A 17,755-nucleotide genomic window follows, 5' to 3' on the forward strand; every position below is an offset into this window, starting at 1 on the left:
GGAGCACCGGCGTGAACCGGGTGTTGTCCTTCTGCCCCTTGGCGATGGTGCGGAGCATCGTCCACACCCCGCGGAAAAACAGTGCCCAGCACACCAGGCTTGCCAGAGCAGCAATGGTGCCGATGGTGATCGTCGCGGTATTCACGGCGTCACGGCCTTTCTCTCTCGAACCATCCGCCCGATATACGTCTGTTTACGCATCACGGTCGAATGGTTCACCCGGTCGGCCTGATGGCCCCAGATGGGGCCTGGCCCTATCGCAAGCTGTGTGGCGCTCACGGCGTCGCGTTGAATCACTCCAGCGCACGCAGTGTTCTCCACTAGGTACGTTAAGGCCTGGCTGTGCCAAGGTTTTGCGCAGGTTGTCCTAAGTTACTGATCGGTAAGGTATTTGTGATGTCCGCCATAAGTCGTTACCGAATTCTACTGCTGATCGGCGCCGGGCTGGCAGGTGTCGAGCTTGTCGTGACCATCGCCAGCACCTGGGTGTACGTGCAGGCGCACGACCGGACGTCCGAGGCCTCCGAAGCCCCCTCGGCATCCGTGGCGCTCGTGCTGGGGGCAAAGGTGATCGACGGCGAACCTGATTCGTACGTACGCGGCCGACTCGAGACCGCACTCGCTCTCTATCGCGACGGCCGGGTGCAAAAGGTGCTCAACTCAGGGAACGGCCGCGCGGTGGCGGGCAACGAGCCGGCGGTGATGCGCGCCTATCTCCAAGAGCACGGGGTGCCCGCGTCGGACATCATCGACGACCCCGAGGGATACGACACCGCGGCATCATGCCGCCGTGCCCACGACCTGTTCGGGGTGCGGTCGGCGCTGGTGGTCACCCAGGGTTTCCACCTCGGTCGTGCGGTAGCGCTGTGCCGCAACGTCGGCATCGAAGCCCACGGCGTACTCGCCGAATGTGATTGTCCGACATGGACAATCGCACGCAATCACCTGCGTGAGACGGTGCTGGCCCGGCCGCGGGCGTTGTTGACGGTACTGATGAGTTGAGCGACGTCGAACTTGTCCGGCATCGGCAACCGGGGACGGCCGGTCAGATACGCAGACCCGGGCATCCGGCGCAGGACCTCCACCACGCACAGTGAGCCGGCGAGGGTGCCGAGATAGACGACGATGGTCGCCCATGGCGCCCCCAGTGCGTCCACCACCCAGGCGACATTGTTCCGTTGCGGGTAGAGGATGAAGAAGATCAGCAGGGCGTGGACCAGGAAGACGCTGAATGAGCGATTCGATGCGTACTTCACCATGCGGTCGAATCGGGGGGTGCTGCGCCGGTGGTGATCGGCCCAGTGCTGGCCGACCGCGTACAGGCACGCCACCGCGGCGACGAGGAACGGGAACAACGTGGGCTGAAAAGCCGCACTCGCATCGATCGCACGCTGATCATCACCCCACACCCGCCACCAGAAGTTGCCGAGCGCGAACAATCCGGTCACCACCAGTGCGGTGAACAACCACCAGCCCTTGCCCTGTAGCCACAGCCGGATGTCGTCGAGATGGACCGCCGTCACCGCACCTGCGAACACGAAGAACTGATACGGCACGAAGGTCGCGTAGTAGTGCCACCACACCCCGGCGATGCTCGCAGGTGGTTGCCAGTGCGTGATGACCACAAAACATGCCCATTGCACTGCGGCACTGACGGCGAGCAGCGCCAGATGGCGGCCACGCGTGCGACGCACCAGCCACAGCACGAGCGGGAACAGCAGGTACACCTGCAGCATCACGAACAAGAAGTACATGTGGAACCCGGACAGGCCCCACTTGAGCAGATCCCAGAACTCCCCGAGGCTGCCGGGGATGTCACCGGTGCGTCCGTGCGCCCACATGTCCTCGACGGCCCAATACACAAAAGACCAGATCACAAACGGGAAGATGACCAGTTTCATCCGTCGGCGCCAGAAGTCCACCGACCGGAAGTCGACCCGCTCGAAGTTCTGGTACATCAGCACGAAGCCGCTGAGCGCGAAAAACATGTTGCGGGTGAAGTGGAGCAGCAGGGTGGTCGAGTTGACCGGAACGCTGTCCCATTCGTCGGTTGTCGCGGTCAGGCAGTGCACGAAGATGACCAGAGAGAAGGTGGTCGCCCGGATCAGGTCGACGTGATGCAGATACGCCCGCTTCGCGGTCGGCCGGGACCTGCTGGTGACGGTCCCAGCGCCTGCGGAATCGGCGGGGGTGGTGGCGGTCATCGTCGTACAGCATGCCGCATCCACCTGTGATTACCCTCCTCGGTGTCTGAGGGATTTGTCACGTCCACCTACTGTCCATGTGGTGTGGAAAGGCTGTGCGAGATGATCCCCGACTGGGATGTGTTGACGTTGTTGCTGGTCGCGGCGCTGGCGGCGGGCTGGATCGACGCGGTGATCGGTGGTGGCGGTCTGGTGCTGATCCCGGCGATGCTCATCGCGTTCCCTACCGTGGCACCCGCCACTGCGCTGGGTACCAACAAGCTCGCCGCGATCTGGGGCACCGGCGCGGCCGCCATCGCGTTCTCCCGCGTGACCGCTGTCCCGCGACGCCTCGCCCTGATCTCCGTACCGATCGCCGGGGTGTGTGCGGCCGCCGGTGCCACCGCGGCGTCGCTGGTGTCGGCGGATGTGATCAGGCCGCTGGTGATCGTCCTGATGCTGGCCGTCGGGATCTTCGTGGCGTGCAGGCCGTCGTTCGGCCGGAGCACGGGGTCGGGCGGTCCGCTGAGCCGCCGGCAGATGATCGCCGGCTGTGTCGCGTTTGCGGTGATCGGCTTTTACGACGGCATCTTCGGCCCCGGTACCGGGATGTTCCTCATCATCGCGCTCACCGTTGTGCTCTCCCGCAGCTTCATCGAGAGTGCGGCACTGGCCAAGATCGCCAACACGGCGACGAACTTCGGTGCCCTCGTGGTGTTCGCGATCCAGGGGCACGTGTGGTGGCAGCTCGGGCTGCTACTCGCGGTGGCCAACGTCGCGGGATCACTGCTGGGATCGAGGACAGTGCTCAACAGGGGGTCTGGCGTGATCCGGGCCGCACTGCTCGTGGTGGTCGTGGTGATGTCGGCCAAGCTCGGCTGGGATCAGTTCGCGTAGTTCATTAGGCTCTGTCCGTGGCGATGAGTCCTGGTGAGGATCAGAACCGACGGTTGCTGCGCGCCCGCGACGCGATGGACCGCGACTACGCGCAGCCGCTCGACGTTCCCCGGTTGGCGGCCGTGGCACACATGTCCGCTGCCCACTTCACCCGTACGTTCCGGGTCACCTTCGGGGAGACGCCGCATCGGTATCTGCAGCGCCGCCGCATCGAGCGAGCAATGAATTTGCTGCGCGATCCACTGCTGCCCGTCACCGACATCGCGGCGATGGTGGGGTTCGAGAGCCTCGGGACCTTCAGCCGGACGTTTCGAACCGTGGTCGGGGCGTCGCCCAGCGGATTCCGGGCCACCGCCACGCCGGTGAAGGTGCCGGGATGTTTTGTCAGAACGTGGTCGAGACCGAGCAGTTTTGGATAAGCAGCGCGGCCACCCCTGCCCCTACCGTTGAGACATGTTCAAAAACATCAGCATTCACACGGTCATGGTTCTCGATCAGAACGAAGCACTCGACTTCTACGTCGGGAAACTGGGCTTCGAAGTCAAGGACGACGTCGACATGGGGTTCATGAGGTGGCTTACCATCGCCCTGCCCGGAGACCCGGATCGTCAGATCCTCCTCGAGGTTCCGGGGCCGCCGGCCCACAGCGAAGAGGTGGCCGCAACGGTCCGCGACCTCGTCACCAAGGGCGCGCTGGGCGCCGCTGCCATGCTGACCACGGACGATTGCCGAAAGACCTACGAAGAACTGTCCGCACTCGGTGTCGAGTTCACCGAGGAACCGACGGAGCAGCCCTACGGAGTCGACTGTGCGCTGAGAGATCCGTTTGGCAACCACATCCGGATCACCCAACTGGCCACGGGTCCGGTGGAGATCTCCGATGACGACATCGCCCGCTGGAAGAGTGAGGCGTAGGCGGTCTCACCACCAGCCGGGTAGAGCCCTCTGCATGTCGGCGGTGAGGGCCGGGACGAGGCTGCGGACGAAGGTCGCGCTCAGATGGTGAAAGTCGTGCCATAGCAAGATGTTCCCGACCACGGCGGGGCAGTAGGTGTCGCTGCACATCGCGTCGGTGTAGTCCAGGAAACTCATGTTCGGGAACTGGGGCGCGATGGCCAGCGCAGGATCGGTCGGTGACATCACCAGCGACCGTTCCACCCCGCACACCGACGGCTTCTTGCCCAGCGCAAGGCATTCCGGCGGACTCTCCTTGCCGACGGCCCACGGGTTGTCCCGTACGGCGATCACCTTCTGGCCGCGGTCGCGGAACTCGGTGAAGATGTCGAGGTAGTCCTCGGGGACGAAGTCGCCGGTGACCTGACCTTCCACCGGGCGAGTGCTGTTGGTGAACACCACGTCCGGTCTGTCCACGGCCAGCCGTGCCATCACATCGCGCGACCACTCGTTGCATTGGTAGTACTTCTGGCCGAACCAGGTGAACACGTAGTCCGTGGTCAGCGGGCAGCCCACCTTGAGGTAGGTGGTCACCTTGAACCCGTGCTGCCTGCCGATCGCATCAAGGGCGGTGATCCAGTACTCCGCGTGGGAGCCGCCCACCAGAGCCACGGTGCGCGTGGCGTTCACGTCGCCGTACACGCCGACTCTGATCGATCCGTCCTTCCAGCCGGAGATCACCGAGTCGTACGACGTGATGGGCCAATCCTTTTCGACCACCTGCGGACTCGGTTCGGGCTCCACCCGTGGCACCGGCACGCCGTCGAGGAACGCGCGTGCGCCGGGATACAGGCGCGGATCGAGATTCTGGGTGTCCACCGTCATGTTCTGCACGTGCCGGTTCCAGCTGACGATGCCCGCCCCGGCGACCACGGTGAGTACCAGCAGGACTGCGGTGAGCACCGTCGCCGATCGTCGCCACGGCGCCTTTCCGGCCCTGATCGGGGTCTCGATGTATTTCGCTGTGGCCCAGGCCAAGAGCAGCGAGACCGCAATGATCCCGGCGCCCTCTACGATGTTCGCGCTGTCTTTGTATTGCCAGGTCAGGTAGAAGATCAGCAGCGGCCAGTGCCACAGATACAAGGCGTAGGCGATGGAGCCCAGCCAGACGATGGACGGGTGTGCGAGCCACGAACTGACCGCGCCTGGGTCGGTGCTGTCACCGGGCGCGGTCTGGCGCGAGCCACTCCAGATCAGCAACAGGGTGGCGCCGACGGGCACCAGCGCGAGCGTCGACGGGTACTGCTGCACCCCGACGATCCACCACCCGCAGCTGATGATGAGCGCCAAAGCGATCAGGCCCAACAGGTTTCGCATCCACTGAGCCATCTTGAGCCGGGGCATCCACACGGCGAGGAGCCCGCCGGCTATCGGTTCCCAGCAGCGGGCGACGGTGTCGTAGTAGTTGAACGGCTGGTTGATCCCGTGCCGGTGGTGGGCCCACGCAAAGGAGATCGCCGCGACACCGAGCAAGGCGGCGAACACGATTCCGCGGATGACCTGCGGTCGGCGGAAGACATCGAAACTGAGTGCGAGCACTTTCAGGACGCCGCCGAGCGCCAATGCGGCCAGCAACGTGACCACAAAGAACTGGCCCTGCACCGACATCGACCACAGATGCTGCATCGGGCTGTTCGCCGAATCTGCGGCCTGATAGTCCTGCGATGCCAGGGCCAGGTGCCAATTCTGGTAGTAGAGCGCGGAGGCGATGGCCTCGTCACCCAGCGGCGACCATCGGGTTCGAGGCATCAGCCACAGCGACAGCACCACGATGAACAGCAGCACGGTGAGAAGCGCGGGGAGGAGTCGTCGCGCGAGCCGCCAGAGGCGCGGCCCAGGATTGATCGCCGTCGACCACCGAGCAGTCGGCGAACTGGTGGCCAGCACATGTTTGAGGAGCGACGCCACGAAGAAGTAGCCGGACAGGGTCAGGAAGACGTCGACTCCACCGGACACACGGCCGAACCAGATGTGGAAGACGGCCACCAGGGTGATGGCGATGCCACGCAGTCCGTCGAGGTCGTGGCGGTACTCGGTGGACTTCTTCGATGGCGCCCCGGACACGACTGGTGGGTCGGTCATGGTGGCGCTCACCGGGGGAATTGTTCCAGATGTTCACCGTCAGGATGAGGTGGCGCTCTGGGCTCCCCCTTGATTTGTTGCCGGGCCGTACCCCGCGGCTCTCAGCATCGACAACATCTCCGACCGGGACCCGGCGCCGAGACGACGGCGGATCCTCGCCACGTGGTGCTCGACGGTCTTGCCCGAGATGAACAGGCGGGCACCGATTTCGCGGTACGTCAGCCCGAGCAGCAGGTTCCGAGCGACCTCGGCCTCGCGTTCGGTCAACGGACCGGCGGCCGGGTGTGCGGCATCAACATGCGTTGCGGTGGCCGCGACCGCTGGTGCGCCGACGAGTCGGGCGACCTGCAGCAATGAGGTGGCCGCCTGGGTGTCGTCGACCCGGAGTGCGGCCTCGCCGGCGAGTCGAGCAGCGTCCCAGGGCAATCCGGCCTGCTCGAGCGCCGACGCGGCCTTCTTCACCTCGGCCACATCGGGTTGTCCTTGCAGCACCCGCAGCCACGCCCGGCCCGCGTCGGCAAGGGCCGCACCGAACGGTTCGCCTTCAGCGGCCTGACCGAGCTGACGTGCATAAGGGACCAGGGCCGAGGGATCGTCCGCGAGGATGGCGGCCTGCACGCCGTACCAACTCCACGACATCGACCACGCCGGCGGCGAACCCAGAGCCGTGAGCAAACGGTCGGCGGCCGTCACCAGGTGGGCGAGCCGCGCTGTGTCCTGCAATCGGACCGCCGCGAGCCACAATTCGCCGAGAGGGTGCAACGCGAACAGGTCCACCTCCATCTCGGCCACCGCGGGCACGGCGTCGCGCCACGCGGCGACCAGGGCGCCCATGTCGCCGCGACGTCGGGCGATTGCCACGGCAAGGGCATGGGCCACCAGCTCGTCGCGCAGGTTCTGGGGCGTGACCTCTCCGAGGATGTCCGAGGCGGCGGTCAGGTCGCCGCCGACCATCGCCGTCCAGCCGAGGAGCAGATGTTCGCGTGGGGTCTGATCGCAGTCGCGCGACAGTGCGGCCTTCGCGCCGGCGAGGTCGCCACTGTGCAGACAGAGCAGCGCAGCGACCGCAGCGGCGGACTCGGGTTCGGCCCGGCGGTGCTGAGCGGAGAGGGACACCGCCCGCAGGATCGGACCGAGGGCCGCGGCCGGCGACGACGTCAACGACGCGAGCAGGCCGGAGCTGAGCAGGGTTCCGCGGGCGTGGTCGGTGGTCGGAGGCGCGGCGTCCGCGATCGCCGAGAACTCCTCGGCCCCTGGACGATCCCCGGTGGCGAGCAGGGTCAGCACGCCGATCGTGGCGTCCGGTCCGGCGGCCTCTGGCCCCAGCCACCGGTAGAGGTCGGCCGACCGCGAATACGTTCCACGCCGTGCCGCGACCGCTGCGCCGATCCGGACGGCGTCACGGCGATCGGACGCTGAATCCGCGGCGAGGATGGTGTCGGCCAACCGGGTGGCGGTGTCGAGGTCGCCGGCCAGGGTCGCGGCATCGGCCAGCGGAACCCGGACGACCCCGGGGTCCGCGCCGGCTGTGAGCGCTGCGTGCCAGAGGTCGGCCGCCTGGGCCGGGGGAGCGGTGCGGGCCGCCGACAGGAGGAGATCCGCGAGGCGGTCGTCGACGACGCCCGAGCGTGCGGCGGTGAGGGCTCCGTCAACGGTCAGGGTCCCCCGGTCGAGCAGCGCGTCCACCAGCGAGCGGTGGGTGGACGCGATCTGATGCTCACCCCGCACGGCTCGCAGGACCGGCAGCGCGGCAGGAAGGAACTCGTCGGTGCCGGTCAGGAAACCGGAACCGCGTGCCCGATCGAGGGCTTCGATGGCTGCGGTGGGGTCGAGGCCAAGGGTGTCGGCGATGGTGTGCGGATCGGGCGACGGTTGCAGGGCGGCCACGGTCAGTACGTCGTGAGTGGTGGGATCAAGCGCGCGCAGCCGTTCGTGCTGCCATTTCGCGATCGCCTCCCGTGCGGCCCGTTCGTCGGCGGCGGGGTCGGCTCGCAGGACGTCGAGGGCCGTGTCGATGGCTGCGCGGTTCCCGCCGGCCGTACGGCGGATGACGTCGGCCACCGGCGCGGACACGATCCCGCCTGAACGGGTGACGATCGCGGGCGTGGGCAGTGGGCCCAGCTTGATGTCGGTGCCGAGGGCGGAGAATGTTCGCTGCAGTTGCCGGAGGTTGTTGTCGGACAGGCGCGGTTCGGCGGCGGCGATCACCGTGAGGTCGCCGCGGTCGGCGAGGTCGGTGAGGCGGCTCAGGCTGTCGGCTTCCCAGTGGTGCACGTCGTCGACGATGACGGCGCAGCCGGGCCGGGTGGCCTCATGGTCGGGGATCGCGGTGAAAACCTGTGTGCCGGAACGGTTCAGTAGGCGACGACAATGCAGCAGCAGGTCTGATTTGCCGCTTCCGGCGACGCCGGTGACAAACGCGAGTACCGGACCGCCGGCGTGTACGGCGGACAGCAACGCTTGTGCGGCAGGCATTCCGGTGAACGCGGTGGCTCCGGGGAGACGGTTCACCGGACTGCGGCCGACTGCGACATCACCCGCCGATTCCACCGAGGAGTCCACCAACTGCCGCGCCCGTGCCGTCGAGGACCTGGCCCGGGACACCGAGTAGACCGCCACCGGGGTTGGGGGCCGGTGCGGGCGCCGGAGCTGGTGCGGGAGCCGGCGCGGGGGCAGGAGCGGGAGCGGGTGCCGGAGCAGGTGCGGGGGCAGGTGCCGGCGCCGGGGCTCCTCCGCCGGGGGCAGGTGCCGGAGCCGGCGCGCCGTTCTGTGGAGCGGTCGGGGCACCTGACGCGGCGGGGGCGGGGGCAGCCGTACCGCCTCTGGGTGCCACCGTTGTGGGCCGGCCGTCGGCGCCGGTCGTGACCGTGCCCGGGGTGCTGCTGCCGGTTCCGCCATTCGTGTCGGTCGAGGACCCGGCGGGCGAGCCGTCGGGTGCAGTCGAGGAAGCGGTCGGTGAACTCGTCACCGACGACTCCGCAGCGGCAGGCTTGGGCCCTTCGTCGTCGGTCAGGGCAGTGCCCACGGAGAGGCCTCCGGCGGTGAGGAGAGCGATCGCAGCGGCGACACCGACCACGATCGCGGTGCGCTTGCCCCGCGACATCGAGGCGGGCTCGACCTTGACGGTGCGGGGAGCCGGGGTGAGAGCATGCGCGCCGGCGGGAACCAGCTCGTCCGAAGCCGATGCGTGCGCCGGCACGACAGCGACCGACGCGGCCGCGGCCGCCTTCGCCGCGGTGTGGGCGATGAGTGCGGCGCCGGTGGCGGTTGTGGTCGCCGGGTCGTTGTTGACCGCGACCGGGATACGCAGCATCGACGACGCCAGTTCACTGACGAGAGGGGTGGCCGAGCCGCCACCGGCGAGCAGGATCGTGGAGACCGCGCCCAGCTCGATGTCGGCGAGCTGCAGGGCCTCGATCACCAGGGCCATCGAGCTCGCCAGGGGTGCCCGCAGAAGGTCTTCGAGCTCGGACCGGACGAGCCTGGCCTCGGTGCGGATCCCCGGAAGATCGATGGAGACAACGGTTTCGGTGTCGGAGGACAGCGCCTCGCGGGCCGCCGCGCAGCGAACGCGGAGTTCGGCCAGACCCTCCATCGTCGCGGCATCGAACGGATCGATCGCGTCCGTGGCGCCCACCGATTCGAGGACATGACCGAGAACAAGATGGTCGAACTGGGCGCCGCTGATCTCTTCGGACTTCAGTGGACGGCCGATGATCATCGGGTCGGCGCCGGTGCGGACCACCGCAACGTCGAGTGATGAGCCACCGAGGTCGTACACCACGGTGACGCCGTCGAGCTGGCCCTTGTGTTCGGCGAGAGCGGCAACCGCGGCGATCGCCTCGGGAACCACGGTCACCTCGGGCAGGTCTTGCCGGGCAGCGGCCGCACGAAGGGCCTCGACGGTGTAGTCCTGCCATTCGTTCGGACAGGCGAGCACAATCGCGTCGGCATCCCAGGCTCCGGCGTCGGCGGTGAGGGCGGCCATCGCAGCGGCGTAGAGATCCTCGCCGGTGTACTGGCGGCCGTCGTCGGTCACCAGGGCAACGGGGTCACCCACCCGCTCGGTGAAACCGCCGACCCGATACGGCCCCGGCCGGTCGACGAGTTCGGGCGAGGTGTCGGGCGCCAGCTCGAGAATCGGGCCGCGCACAACAGCAGTACCGAGGCCATCGTCGGTACCGGGCACTGCAACACATGTGGTGCTGCCGATCTTCAAACCGAGCGATGTGGTCATGGTCTGCCGACTCCTCTGGTGCGCCTACGGCATCGACTCACCCTGTGATGCCCATCTCCCATGATGTCGCCGCAGGTAGGGATGGTGTTACCGGTTCGGCGGGTGGTCGCGGATGTGCGGGGTCGATCCCCTAGACCCCCTATTGCACCGGGGGGCTTCCCCTAACGCCCCCATCAGCGACGAAGGGGGCGTTGGCCCGTTGGGCCGGGGCCGCAGAACTCATAGCGTGGAGACAATCTCAGTGGACCCACCTGGATCCGCCCGGCAACAGGAGAACGCCATGCCCAGCAACGCAGTACTCGATTTCATCCTCGGCCTCCTCCGCGACGAGAAAGCCGCCAACGCCTACTGCCTGAACCCGCAGGGCGCGCTGAACGCGGCCGGCCTGCCCGAGCTCTGCCACGCCGACATCGTCGCCGCGGCACCGATGGTTGCCGAATCCGGATTGTTCGCGGGTGGGTCGCGGTTGACCAACATCATCAATGCCGGCAACGGCGGTGGGGGCATCGGAGCGATCAACGTCGGCGCGATCGGTGGCGGCCTCGCCGTCGGTGGTCTGCAGCTCGGGAACATCGACTTCGGCGACGTGAACTTCGGTGACATCGACCTCGGTGGCTTCGAGTTCGGCAACATCGACTTCGGAGGCATCAACTTCGGGAACTTCGGCAACTTCGACTTCGGATCGATCGACCTGGGGAACATCGATCTCGGACTCATCGATCTCGGAGGTCTCGACCTCGGCGGGATCAACTTCGGTGACCTGGACTTCGCCGGGCAGCTCGCGGTGGTGCTGGCGGCGGCACTTGCCGGTGGTGTGGCGGTCGGCGGTGAGATCGCTGCCGGTCTCGGCGCGGCCATCGGCGCCATCGTCGGCGGCATCCTGGACCTCAGCGGTGGCCTCGGGGCGATCTTCGACCTCGACGGCGTACTGGACATCGGCGCAACCGTGGCAGCTGTTCTCGGCGCCGGACTCGGCGTGACCGGTGAACTGACCGCTGGCCTGGCCGCTGCGATCAACGCGGCTCTGGCCGTGGTCGGTGGCCTCGATCTCGACGCGGCACTCGGCTTCGCCACCGTCATCGGCGGCGCGCTCACCGCGGCACTCGAACTCGGTGGCGCGCTTGCCGCCGGCATCGGTGCGGCCTTCGGTGCGGTGATCGGCGGCGCGATCGGACTCGGTGGTGCCCTCACGGCGAACCTGGCCGCTGCCCTCGCGGCCGGTCTCGATGCCGGACTGGCCCTGGCCGCAGCGCTCACCGGCGTTCTCGGCCTCGGTGCCGGTCTGGCCGCCCAGTTCGGTGCCGTCCTCGCCGGTGTCCTCGACGTCACCGGCGCGCTCACCGGCGCACTCGCCGGACTGCTCGACGCGAACCTGCTGCTGGCCCTCGCCGGTGGCCTGACGGCGACCCTGCAGGGTGCACTCGCCGCGGCCCTGGCCGTCGGCGGGGACCTCGCCGGAGAGTTCGGGCTGGCCCTCGGTGCACTGCTCGGTGCCGCAGTCGAACTGGCGGGTGCCCTTGATCTCGAGGCCCTCCTTGCCGTCGATGGTGCCCTGGCTGCTGCGCTGGCCGGTGTCCTCGGACTCGGCGGCGGTCTGACCGTCGTACTGGCCGGGGCTCTTGAAGCCGCCCTCGGCGCATTCGGCGCCGTCGACCTCGCTGCGCTGCTCGCCGGCGGTGCTGAACTGGGCCTGGCGCTCGGAACGGCTCTGGCCGGTGTGCTCGCAGTCGGCGGGGAGGTCGCTGCCGGACTGGGTCTGGCCCTGGGCGGTGTGCTCGGAGGCCTTCTCGAAGCAGGCTTCGGCGCACAGTTGGCCGGTCTGCTGGCCGGTGGCCTGGACCTGGGACTTGCACTCGGCGCGATCCTCGAGGGCGCTCTCGGACTGGGCGCTGTCGCCGACATCGCGGCCGGTTTCGGCGCTGCGCTGGCCGCGGCGTTCGGAGCCGGCGGCCTGTTGGCGGCCGACCTCACCGCACTGCTCGCAGGTGGAATCACCGCGACCCTCCAGGGCGCGCTTGTTGCCGTGCTGGCGGCCGGTGGTGACCTGGCAGGCGAGTTCGGTCTCGCGCTCGGTGGTGTCCTCGCTGCCGCGCTCGAGCTGGCCGGTGCCGCAGATCTCGAAGCCCTCCTGGACGTCGACGGCGCACTGGCCGCAGCACTTGCCGGGGTGTTCGGACTCGGTGGCGGTCTCGCCGCCGGCCTGACCGGAGCGTTCGAAGCCGCCCTCGGCGCCTTCGGCGACCTCGACCTCGCCGCACTGCTCGCAGGCGGAGCCGACCTCGGTCTGGCCCTCGGCACCGTGTTGTCGGGTGTGCTGGCTGCCGGAGGTGAAGTGGCCGCCGGACTGGGTCTTGCCCTCGGCGGTGCGATCGGCGGATTGCTCGACGCCGACTTCGGCGCACAGCTCGCCGGGCTGCTGGCCGGCGGCCTCGACCTCGGGCTCGGGCTCGGCGCAATCGTCGGCGGCGCTCTCGGACTGGACGGAGCCGCGGAGATCGCCGGCGTATTCGGTGGTGTGCTCGAAGCCGCACTCGCCGCAGGCGGCGTGATCGGGGCCGACCTCACCGCACTGCTGGCAGGTGGCCTGGCCACCGAGCTCTCTGCGGCACTCGCCGGAGTCCTGGCTGCCGGTGGCGCATTCGGTGCCGAGTTCGGAGGCGTTCTCGGCGCCGTGATCGGTGCGGTCGGCGACCTCGACGCCGGTCTGGGAGCCGAACTGGTTGCCGGTCTGACCGCGGCCCTGGGTCTCGATGCGGTCCTCGACACCGATCTCGGTGCCGAGGTGGCTGCTGCGCTCGCTGCCGGTGGCGCACTGGCTGCCACCGTCGGAGCGACGCTGGGAGCAACGATCGGCGGAGCGCTCGAAGGTGCGCTGGCCGGTGAACTCGCCGGACTGCTCGAAGGCGGCCTAGACCTCGGTGGCGCCCTGGGTGTGGTCCTGGACGGCGCCCTCGACATCGACGGTGGTCTCGCCGGCGAGTTCGGGGCAGTCCTCGGTACCGCGCTCGGCGCAGCCGGTCTGGTCGCAGCCGACCTCGGCGGACTCGTGGAGACGGAAGTCGGTGCCGGGATCGGCACCGCGCTGGGTGCAGGCGGCGCCCTGGTCGGCGGGATCGACGGTGCCCTCGACGCCGGTGCGGCCGGTGGACTTGCGGCCGCTGCTGCACTGGTCGGCGGACTCGAAGCCGCCGGTGATGCAGGCATCGCCGGAGGACTCGGCGCCGGCGCCATCGTTGGCGGCGGTGTGGAAACCGCAGTGGGTGGAGTTGTCGCTGCAGGCGGCGGACTGATCGCCGATGCCGACACCTCCGCGAACGCGCTGCTGGGTGCGGCCACCGACATCGATGCCGGTCTTGTCGGCGCGGTCGGCGGTGCTGCGGGCGGTGACCTCGACGCAGGTGGTGCCATCGGCGGCGTGGTCGGCGGAGACGCGGCAGGCGGCCTGGGACTGGGCGGCGGCGTCGAGTCCGCGCTGACCGGCGGGGCCACCGGTGAGCTGGAGAATGCCCTCGACGGTGTGGCCGGACTCGGCGGCGGCGTCGGTGCTCCTGCACCGCTGGATCTGACGGCGGACGCGGGTACCGGACCGGCCGAGGTGACCGGAGATGTGGTCGGCGGCGTGACCGGCGGAGTCGCCGACACCACCACCGGAGTGGTCGGAGGAAACGCAGGCGGTTGGTCGGACATCGATGCCGACAACGCATTCGGCACCGGTGACACCGGACTCACCGGGGCACTCGCCGGCGACAGCGGTCTGACGGGCGGACTGCTCGGCGGAGCCGACGCCGACACCACCACCGACGGAGGCGGACAGGTCGACGCGGGCGGCGCCCTCGACGAGTGACAGACAAGACCCGAACTCGACAACGTGGACGAGGGGTGTTGTCGCTGATCCTGTAACACCATCGGTCCCGCACACGGTTACGTGTGCGGGACCGATGTGGTTGTGTTCTCGGTAGACCCTTCATCATTTCGACGACCAGCAGACCGGATGACCGATGAAAAGCGCCTCAGCATGAAGAGCATCGCCGGATCGTCGGCCACGCCCGCCGACGGTGCACCCGAAGGCGCTCAGCCGGGCCGGCTGGGCGAGCTCTTGGGCCGGATGGGCCAGATCGCTGCCAAGTCCGGACGGCAGGACCTCGTGGACCGGCTCGAGGGAGCCCGCACCCGGGTCACCGATCCGCGCGTACGGATCGTCGTGGTGGGGCCGCTCAAGCAGGGCAAGAGCCAGTTCGTCAATTCCCTGTTGAACGTCGAGGTGTGTTCGGTCGGCGACGACGAGACCACCGCCGTGCCCACTCTCGTGCAGAACGGGCAGCAGCCGTCCGCCGAACTGGTTCTCGCGCAACCGGGCAGTGACCCCGTGCGCACCCCGTTGCCGATGGACCAGCTCACCTCCGTGACCCCCGACCACCCGCTGGCCGAGGGACGCGACATCACCCGGCTCGAGGTCAACGTCCCCAGCCCGCTGCTGGCCGACGGCCTGGTACTTGTCGACACCCCCGGCGTCGGTGGGCACGGGAACCCGCACGCCGCAAGTACTCTCGGGCTGATCCCCTCGGCAGACGCGGTTTTTGTGGTGTCTGACGCAAGCCAGGAGTTCACCGAGCCCGAGATCTCTTTCCTTCGCCAGGTGATGACGCTGTGCCCGACCGTTGCCTGCCTGATCACCAAAACCGACCTGTATCCCCACTGGCGTCAGATCGTCGACGCCGATCGGGCACACCTCGAGCGCGAGGGACTCGACGTCCAGCTGCTGCCGGTGTCGTCCATGCTGCGTTCGCACGCACTGCGTCTCGGCGACGACTCGCTCAACGTGGAGGCCGGGTTCGTGGAGGTGTACCGATTCCTCCGGGAGCAGGTGGTCGCCCGGGCCGACCACTCGACCCGCGAATCGGTGGCCCTGGACCTGCGTTCGGTGTCCGAGCATCTGGCTCTCACCCTGGGCAGTGAGCTCGCGGCGATGCGCAGTCCCGAGACGGCTGCCGCCGCGGTCGCCGAACTCACCCGCGCCAAAACGGCCGCCGAGGACATGCAGAAGCGGTCGTCGCTGTGGCAGCAAACCCTCACCGACGGCATCACCGACCTCGCCGCCGACATCGACCACGATCTGCGAGACCGGTTGCGCGCCATCACCCGCGAGGCCGAACAGGCTGTCGACGAAGGTGATCCGGGCAAGGACTGGCCGCAGCTCACCGAATGGCTCGAGGACCAGATCGCGGTGGCCGTCGGCGACAACTTCGTGTGGGCGCACGAGCGGGCGGTGTGGCTCGCCGAACGAGTGGCCGAGCACTTCGCCGACACCGCCGAGGCCAACCTGCCGCGCCTCGACATCGCCGACATCGACGGCATCTTCGATCCGGTCACCGAACTCTCCGACCTCGAGTCCGGAAGGGTCGGCATCACCCAGAAGGTGCTGATCGGTATGCGGGGCTCCTATGGCGGGGTGCTGATGTTCGGCCTCATCGGCACCTTCGCCGGGCTCGCGTTGATCAACCCGATCTCGGTCGGTGCCGGACTTCTGCTGGGCACCAAGGCATACAAGGACGACAAAGAGGCGCGCACCAACGAACGGCGGAACAAGGCAAAGGCCTCCATCCGCAAGTTCACCGACGACGTCAGCTTCCAGGTCGGCAAGGAATCCAAGGATCGGCTCCGCCACATCCAGCGGACGTTGCGTGACCATTTCACCCAGGTCGCCGAGCAGTCGGCGCGGTCGATAGGCGACTCTCTGCAGGCGGCCCAAGAGGCGGCGGCGATGGCCAGTTCGGAACAGCGCACCCGGACCGCCGAACTCGAACAGGAGCTCAAAGCTGTTGCCGCGCTGCGGAAGGTGGCGTTGCAGATGGATCCGGCCATCGAGGCCACGGGAGGCGCGGCGACGACCCCGGCCGTCAAGTCAGCATCCACGGATAGGGCCGTGGAGTGAGTACGCTCGACCGCGCCCGTGATCTGCTCGACGCCGCCGAGAAGGTGTGCGGAGGTGATCGTTGGGCAGCCGCCCGGCTGGCCGACTGTTCCGACCGACTCGACGAACCGCTGCGCATCGCCATCGCGGGGTCGCTGAAGGCGGGTAAATCGACCCTGCTCAACGCGATGGTCGGCCAGGACATCGCACCGACGGACGCCACCGAGTGCACCCGCGTGGTCACCTGGTACCGGCGCGGAGTCAACCCCAAGGTCACGGCCCGATACGACGGCGAGCGATCGGCCGGGATCCCCGTGTTGCGCCGAAATGGCCACCTCACCTTCGACTTCGGCGATCTGACCGCCGATCGCGTCGACCGCCTCGACGTCGAGTGGCCGGCGAGGGCGCTGCGGTCGATGACCATCATCGACACCCCGGGCACCGCGTCGTTGTCGCGGGACGTGTCCGCACTGACCGTCGACATGCTCACCCCCGAGGACGGCGAGTCGGGCGCGGACGCGGTGGTCTATCTGCTGCGCACGCTCACCAGTACCGACACCGCCTTCCTCAGCAGGATCGGGGAGTCCATCGGCGGCGAGTCCGGGCCACTGGGCGTGGTCGGTGTGGTGTCGCGGGCCGACGAGGTCGGCGCGGGCCGGGTGGACGCGATGATGTCGGCCAAACAGGTTGCGGCGCGGTTCGCCACCGAGCTCGAACGCACCGGCCTGTGTCAGGCGGTGGTGCCGGTCGCGGGCCTGCTGGCTCTCGGCGCGCGCACCCTGCGGCAGGTCGAGTACTCGGCGTTTGTCGCATTGGCTGCCGTTGCGCCCGAAGAACTCTCGCTGGCGATGCTCTCGACCGACCGATTCGTCCGGCCCGAGACCCCGTTGCCCGTCGAACCTGGTCTGCGTGCGGAGTTGCTCGACCGCTTCGGTATGTACGGCATCCGGATGGCCGTCACCCTGATCCGGCTCGGAACGCCCGATTCACCCACTCTGGCAACCGAACTGGTCGATCGCAGCGGCCTCACCGAACTCCGGCAGATCATCGATGTACAGTTCGGGCAGCGCGCCGATCAGCTCAAGACCCACACCGCCCTGATCGCGCTGGAACGCATTCTCACGCACTATGATTCGGCCGAGACCGAAGAATTGCGCAAGGCGACGGCGCGCATGCTGGCCGATGTTCACGGGTTCGCCGAGCTGCGGTTGCTCGGCAAACTTCGCACCGGGGGCGTCCAGTTGCCACCCCAGGACCGCGACGACCTGCAACGGATCATCGGTGGCTCCGGCATCGAACCCTGGGCCCGGCTCGGTATCGCACCTGACGACAGCGTCGACCTGCATCGCAAGGCTGCAATGGAAGCAGTGCGGCGCTGGCGTACCCGTGCCGCCCATCCGCTGTTCGACCGGCCGACGGCAGTGGCCTGCACGGTCGCCGCCCGCAGTGCCGAAGGTATTCTCGCCGAGCTCGATTCGCAGTGACGACACC

Annotated in this window: 11 protein-coding genes; 7 read left to right on the forward strand and 4 right to left on the reverse strand. The window is 68.3% G+C overall.

Features of this window, described 5'->3' with window-relative positions; all coding sequences use genetic code 11:
- The first annotated feature begins 396 nt into the window (after positions 1–396).
- On the forward strand, positions 397–1,002 hold the full coding sequence (locus tag KXR83_RS17235) for a SanA/YdcF family protein (protein WP_437425871.1): 606 nt from the start codon (positions 397–399) through the stop codon (positions 1,000–1,002).
- Here the strand turns inward: KXR83_RS17235 and KXR83_RS17240 are convergent.
- Positions 942–2,204 (reverse strand): acyltransferase, encoded by a 1,263-nt coding sequence (locus tag KXR83_RS17240; protein ID WP_437425872.1) that lies wholly within the window; start codon positions 2,202–2,204, stop codon positions 942–944. The genes KXR83_RS17235 and KXR83_RS17240 overlap by 61 nt on opposite strands.
- 102 nt (positions 2,205–2,306) lie before the next feature.
- Between KXR83_RS17240 and KXR83_RS17245 the strand changes: the two genes are divergently transcribed.
- The 3 genes from KXR83_RS17245 to KXR83_RS17255 are packed head-to-tail and all read left to right on the forward strand — an operon-like array spanning position 2,307 to position 3,995.
- Positions 2,307–3,080: a TSUP family transporter gene (locus KXR83_RS17245; protein ID WP_437425873.1), complete on the forward strand. Its 774-nt coding sequence runs from the start codon at positions 2,307–2,309 to the stop codon at positions 3,078–3,080.
- 23 nt (positions 3,081–3,103) lie between these two features.
- Entirely contained in the window at positions 3,104–3,499 is a 396-nt protein-coding gene (locus KXR83_RS17250) for a helix-turn-helix domain-containing protein (RefSeq protein ID WP_437426104.1), read from the forward strand.
- Positions 3,500–3,533: 34 nt separating this feature from the next.
- Positions 3,534–3,995: a VOC family protein gene (locus KXR83_RS17255; RefSeq protein ID WP_437425874.1), complete on the forward strand. Its 462-nt coding sequence runs from the start codon at positions 3,534–3,536 to the stop codon at positions 3,993–3,995.
- Between the two features lie 6 nt (positions 3,996–4,001).
- On the opposite strand, the gene KXR83_RS17260 is transcribed toward KXR83_RS17255, so the two are convergent.
- Genes KXR83_RS17260 through KXR83_RS17270 form a run of 3 tightly spaced genes read right to left on the reverse strand, consistent with a single transcriptional unit; the run spans position 4,002 to position 10,353 of the window.
- Positions 4,002–6,116, reverse strand: coding sequence for an acyltransferase family protein (locus KXR83_RS17260; protein WP_437426105.1), 2,115 nt, complete (start codon positions 6,114–6,116; stop codon positions 4,002–4,004).
- A gap of 39 nt (positions 6,117–6,155) precedes the next feature.
- On the reverse strand, positions 6,156–8,666 hold the full coding sequence (locus tag KXR83_RS17265) for a LuxR C-terminal-related transcriptional regulator (protein WP_437425875.1): 2,511 nt from the start codon (positions 8,664–8,666) through the stop codon (positions 6,156–6,158).
- Positions 8,650–10,353: an Hsp70 family protein gene (locus KXR83_RS17270; protein ID WP_437425876.1), complete on the reverse strand. Its 1,704-nt coding sequence runs from the start codon at positions 10,351–10,353 to the stop codon at positions 8,650–8,652. The genes KXR83_RS17265 and KXR83_RS17270 overlap by 17 nt, the downstream gene beginning before the upstream one ends.
- A gap of 280 nt (positions 10,354–10,633) precedes the next feature.
- Between KXR83_RS17270 and KXR83_RS17275 the strand changes: the two genes are divergently transcribed.
- The 3 genes from KXR83_RS17275 (at position 10,634) to KXR83_RS17285 (ending at position 17,748) form a co-directional block, all read left to right on the forward strand.
- Positions 10,634–14,197 carry an IniB N-terminal domain-containing protein gene (locus tag KXR83_RS17275; RefSeq protein WP_437425877.1) on the forward strand — a complete coding sequence of 1,188 codons (3,564 nt, stop codon included), beginning with the start codon at positions 10,634–10,636 and terminating at the stop codon, positions 14,195–14,197.
- A 147-nt stretch (positions 14,198–14,344) separates the two neighbouring features.
- Positions 14,345–16,285 (forward strand): dynamin family protein, encoded by a 1,941-nt coding sequence (locus KXR83_RS17280; protein WP_437425878.1) that lies wholly within the window; start codon positions 14,345–14,347, stop codon positions 16,283–16,285.
- Complete coding sequence (locus tag KXR83_RS17285; protein WP_399509989.1) at positions 16,282–17,748, forward strand: dynamin family protein; 1,467 nt, start codon at positions 16,282–16,284, stop codon at positions 17,746–17,748. Before KXR83_RS17280 ends, KXR83_RS17285 begins: the two co-directional genes overlap by 4 nt.
- Positions 17,749–17,755 lie beyond the last annotated feature (7 nt).

This window comes from Williamsia muralis (genome assembly GCF_051487485.1).
GTDB classification, from domain to species: Bacteria; Actinomycetota; Actinomycetes; order Mycobacteriales; family Mycobacteriaceae; genus Williamsia; species Williamsia muralis_B.

Excerpts from the sequence above, each read along its gene's own strand:
- KXR83_RS17235 (WP_437425871.1), top strand. The coding sequence starts at position 397 with ATGTCCGCCATAAGTCGTTACCGAATTCTACTGCTGATCGGCGCCGGG.
- KXR83_RS17240 (WP_437425872.1), bottom strand. The coding sequence starts at position 2,204 with ATGACCGCCACCACCCCCGCCGATTCCGCAGGCGCTGGGACCGTCACC.
- KXR83_RS17245 (WP_437425873.1), top strand. The coding sequence starts at position 2,307 with ATGATCCCCGACTGGGATGTGTTGACGTTGTTGCTGGTCGCGGCGCTG.
- KXR83_RS17250 (WP_437426104.1), top strand. The coding sequence starts at position 3,104 with ATGAGTCCTGGTGAGGATCAGAACCGACGGTTGCTGCGCGCCCGCGAC.
- KXR83_RS17255 (WP_437425874.1), top strand. The coding sequence starts at position 3,534 with ATGTTCAAAAACATCAGCATTCACACGGTCATGGTTCTCGATCAGAAC.
- KXR83_RS17260 (WP_437426105.1), bottom strand. The coding sequence starts at position 6,116 with ATGACCGACCCACCAGTCGTGTCCGGGGCGCCATCGAAGAAGTCCACC.
- KXR83_RS17270 (WP_437425876.1), bottom strand. The coding sequence starts at position 10,353 with ATGACCACATCGCTCGGTTTGAAGATCGGCAGCACCACATGTGTTGCA.
- KXR83_RS17275 (WP_437425877.1), top strand. The coding sequence starts at position 10,634 with ATGCCCAGCAACGCAGTACTCGATTTCATCCTCGGCCTCCTCCGCGAC.
- KXR83_RS17280 (WP_437425878.1), top strand. The coding sequence starts at position 14,345 with ATGACCGATGAAAAGCGCCTCAGCATGAAGAGCATCGCCGGATCGTCG.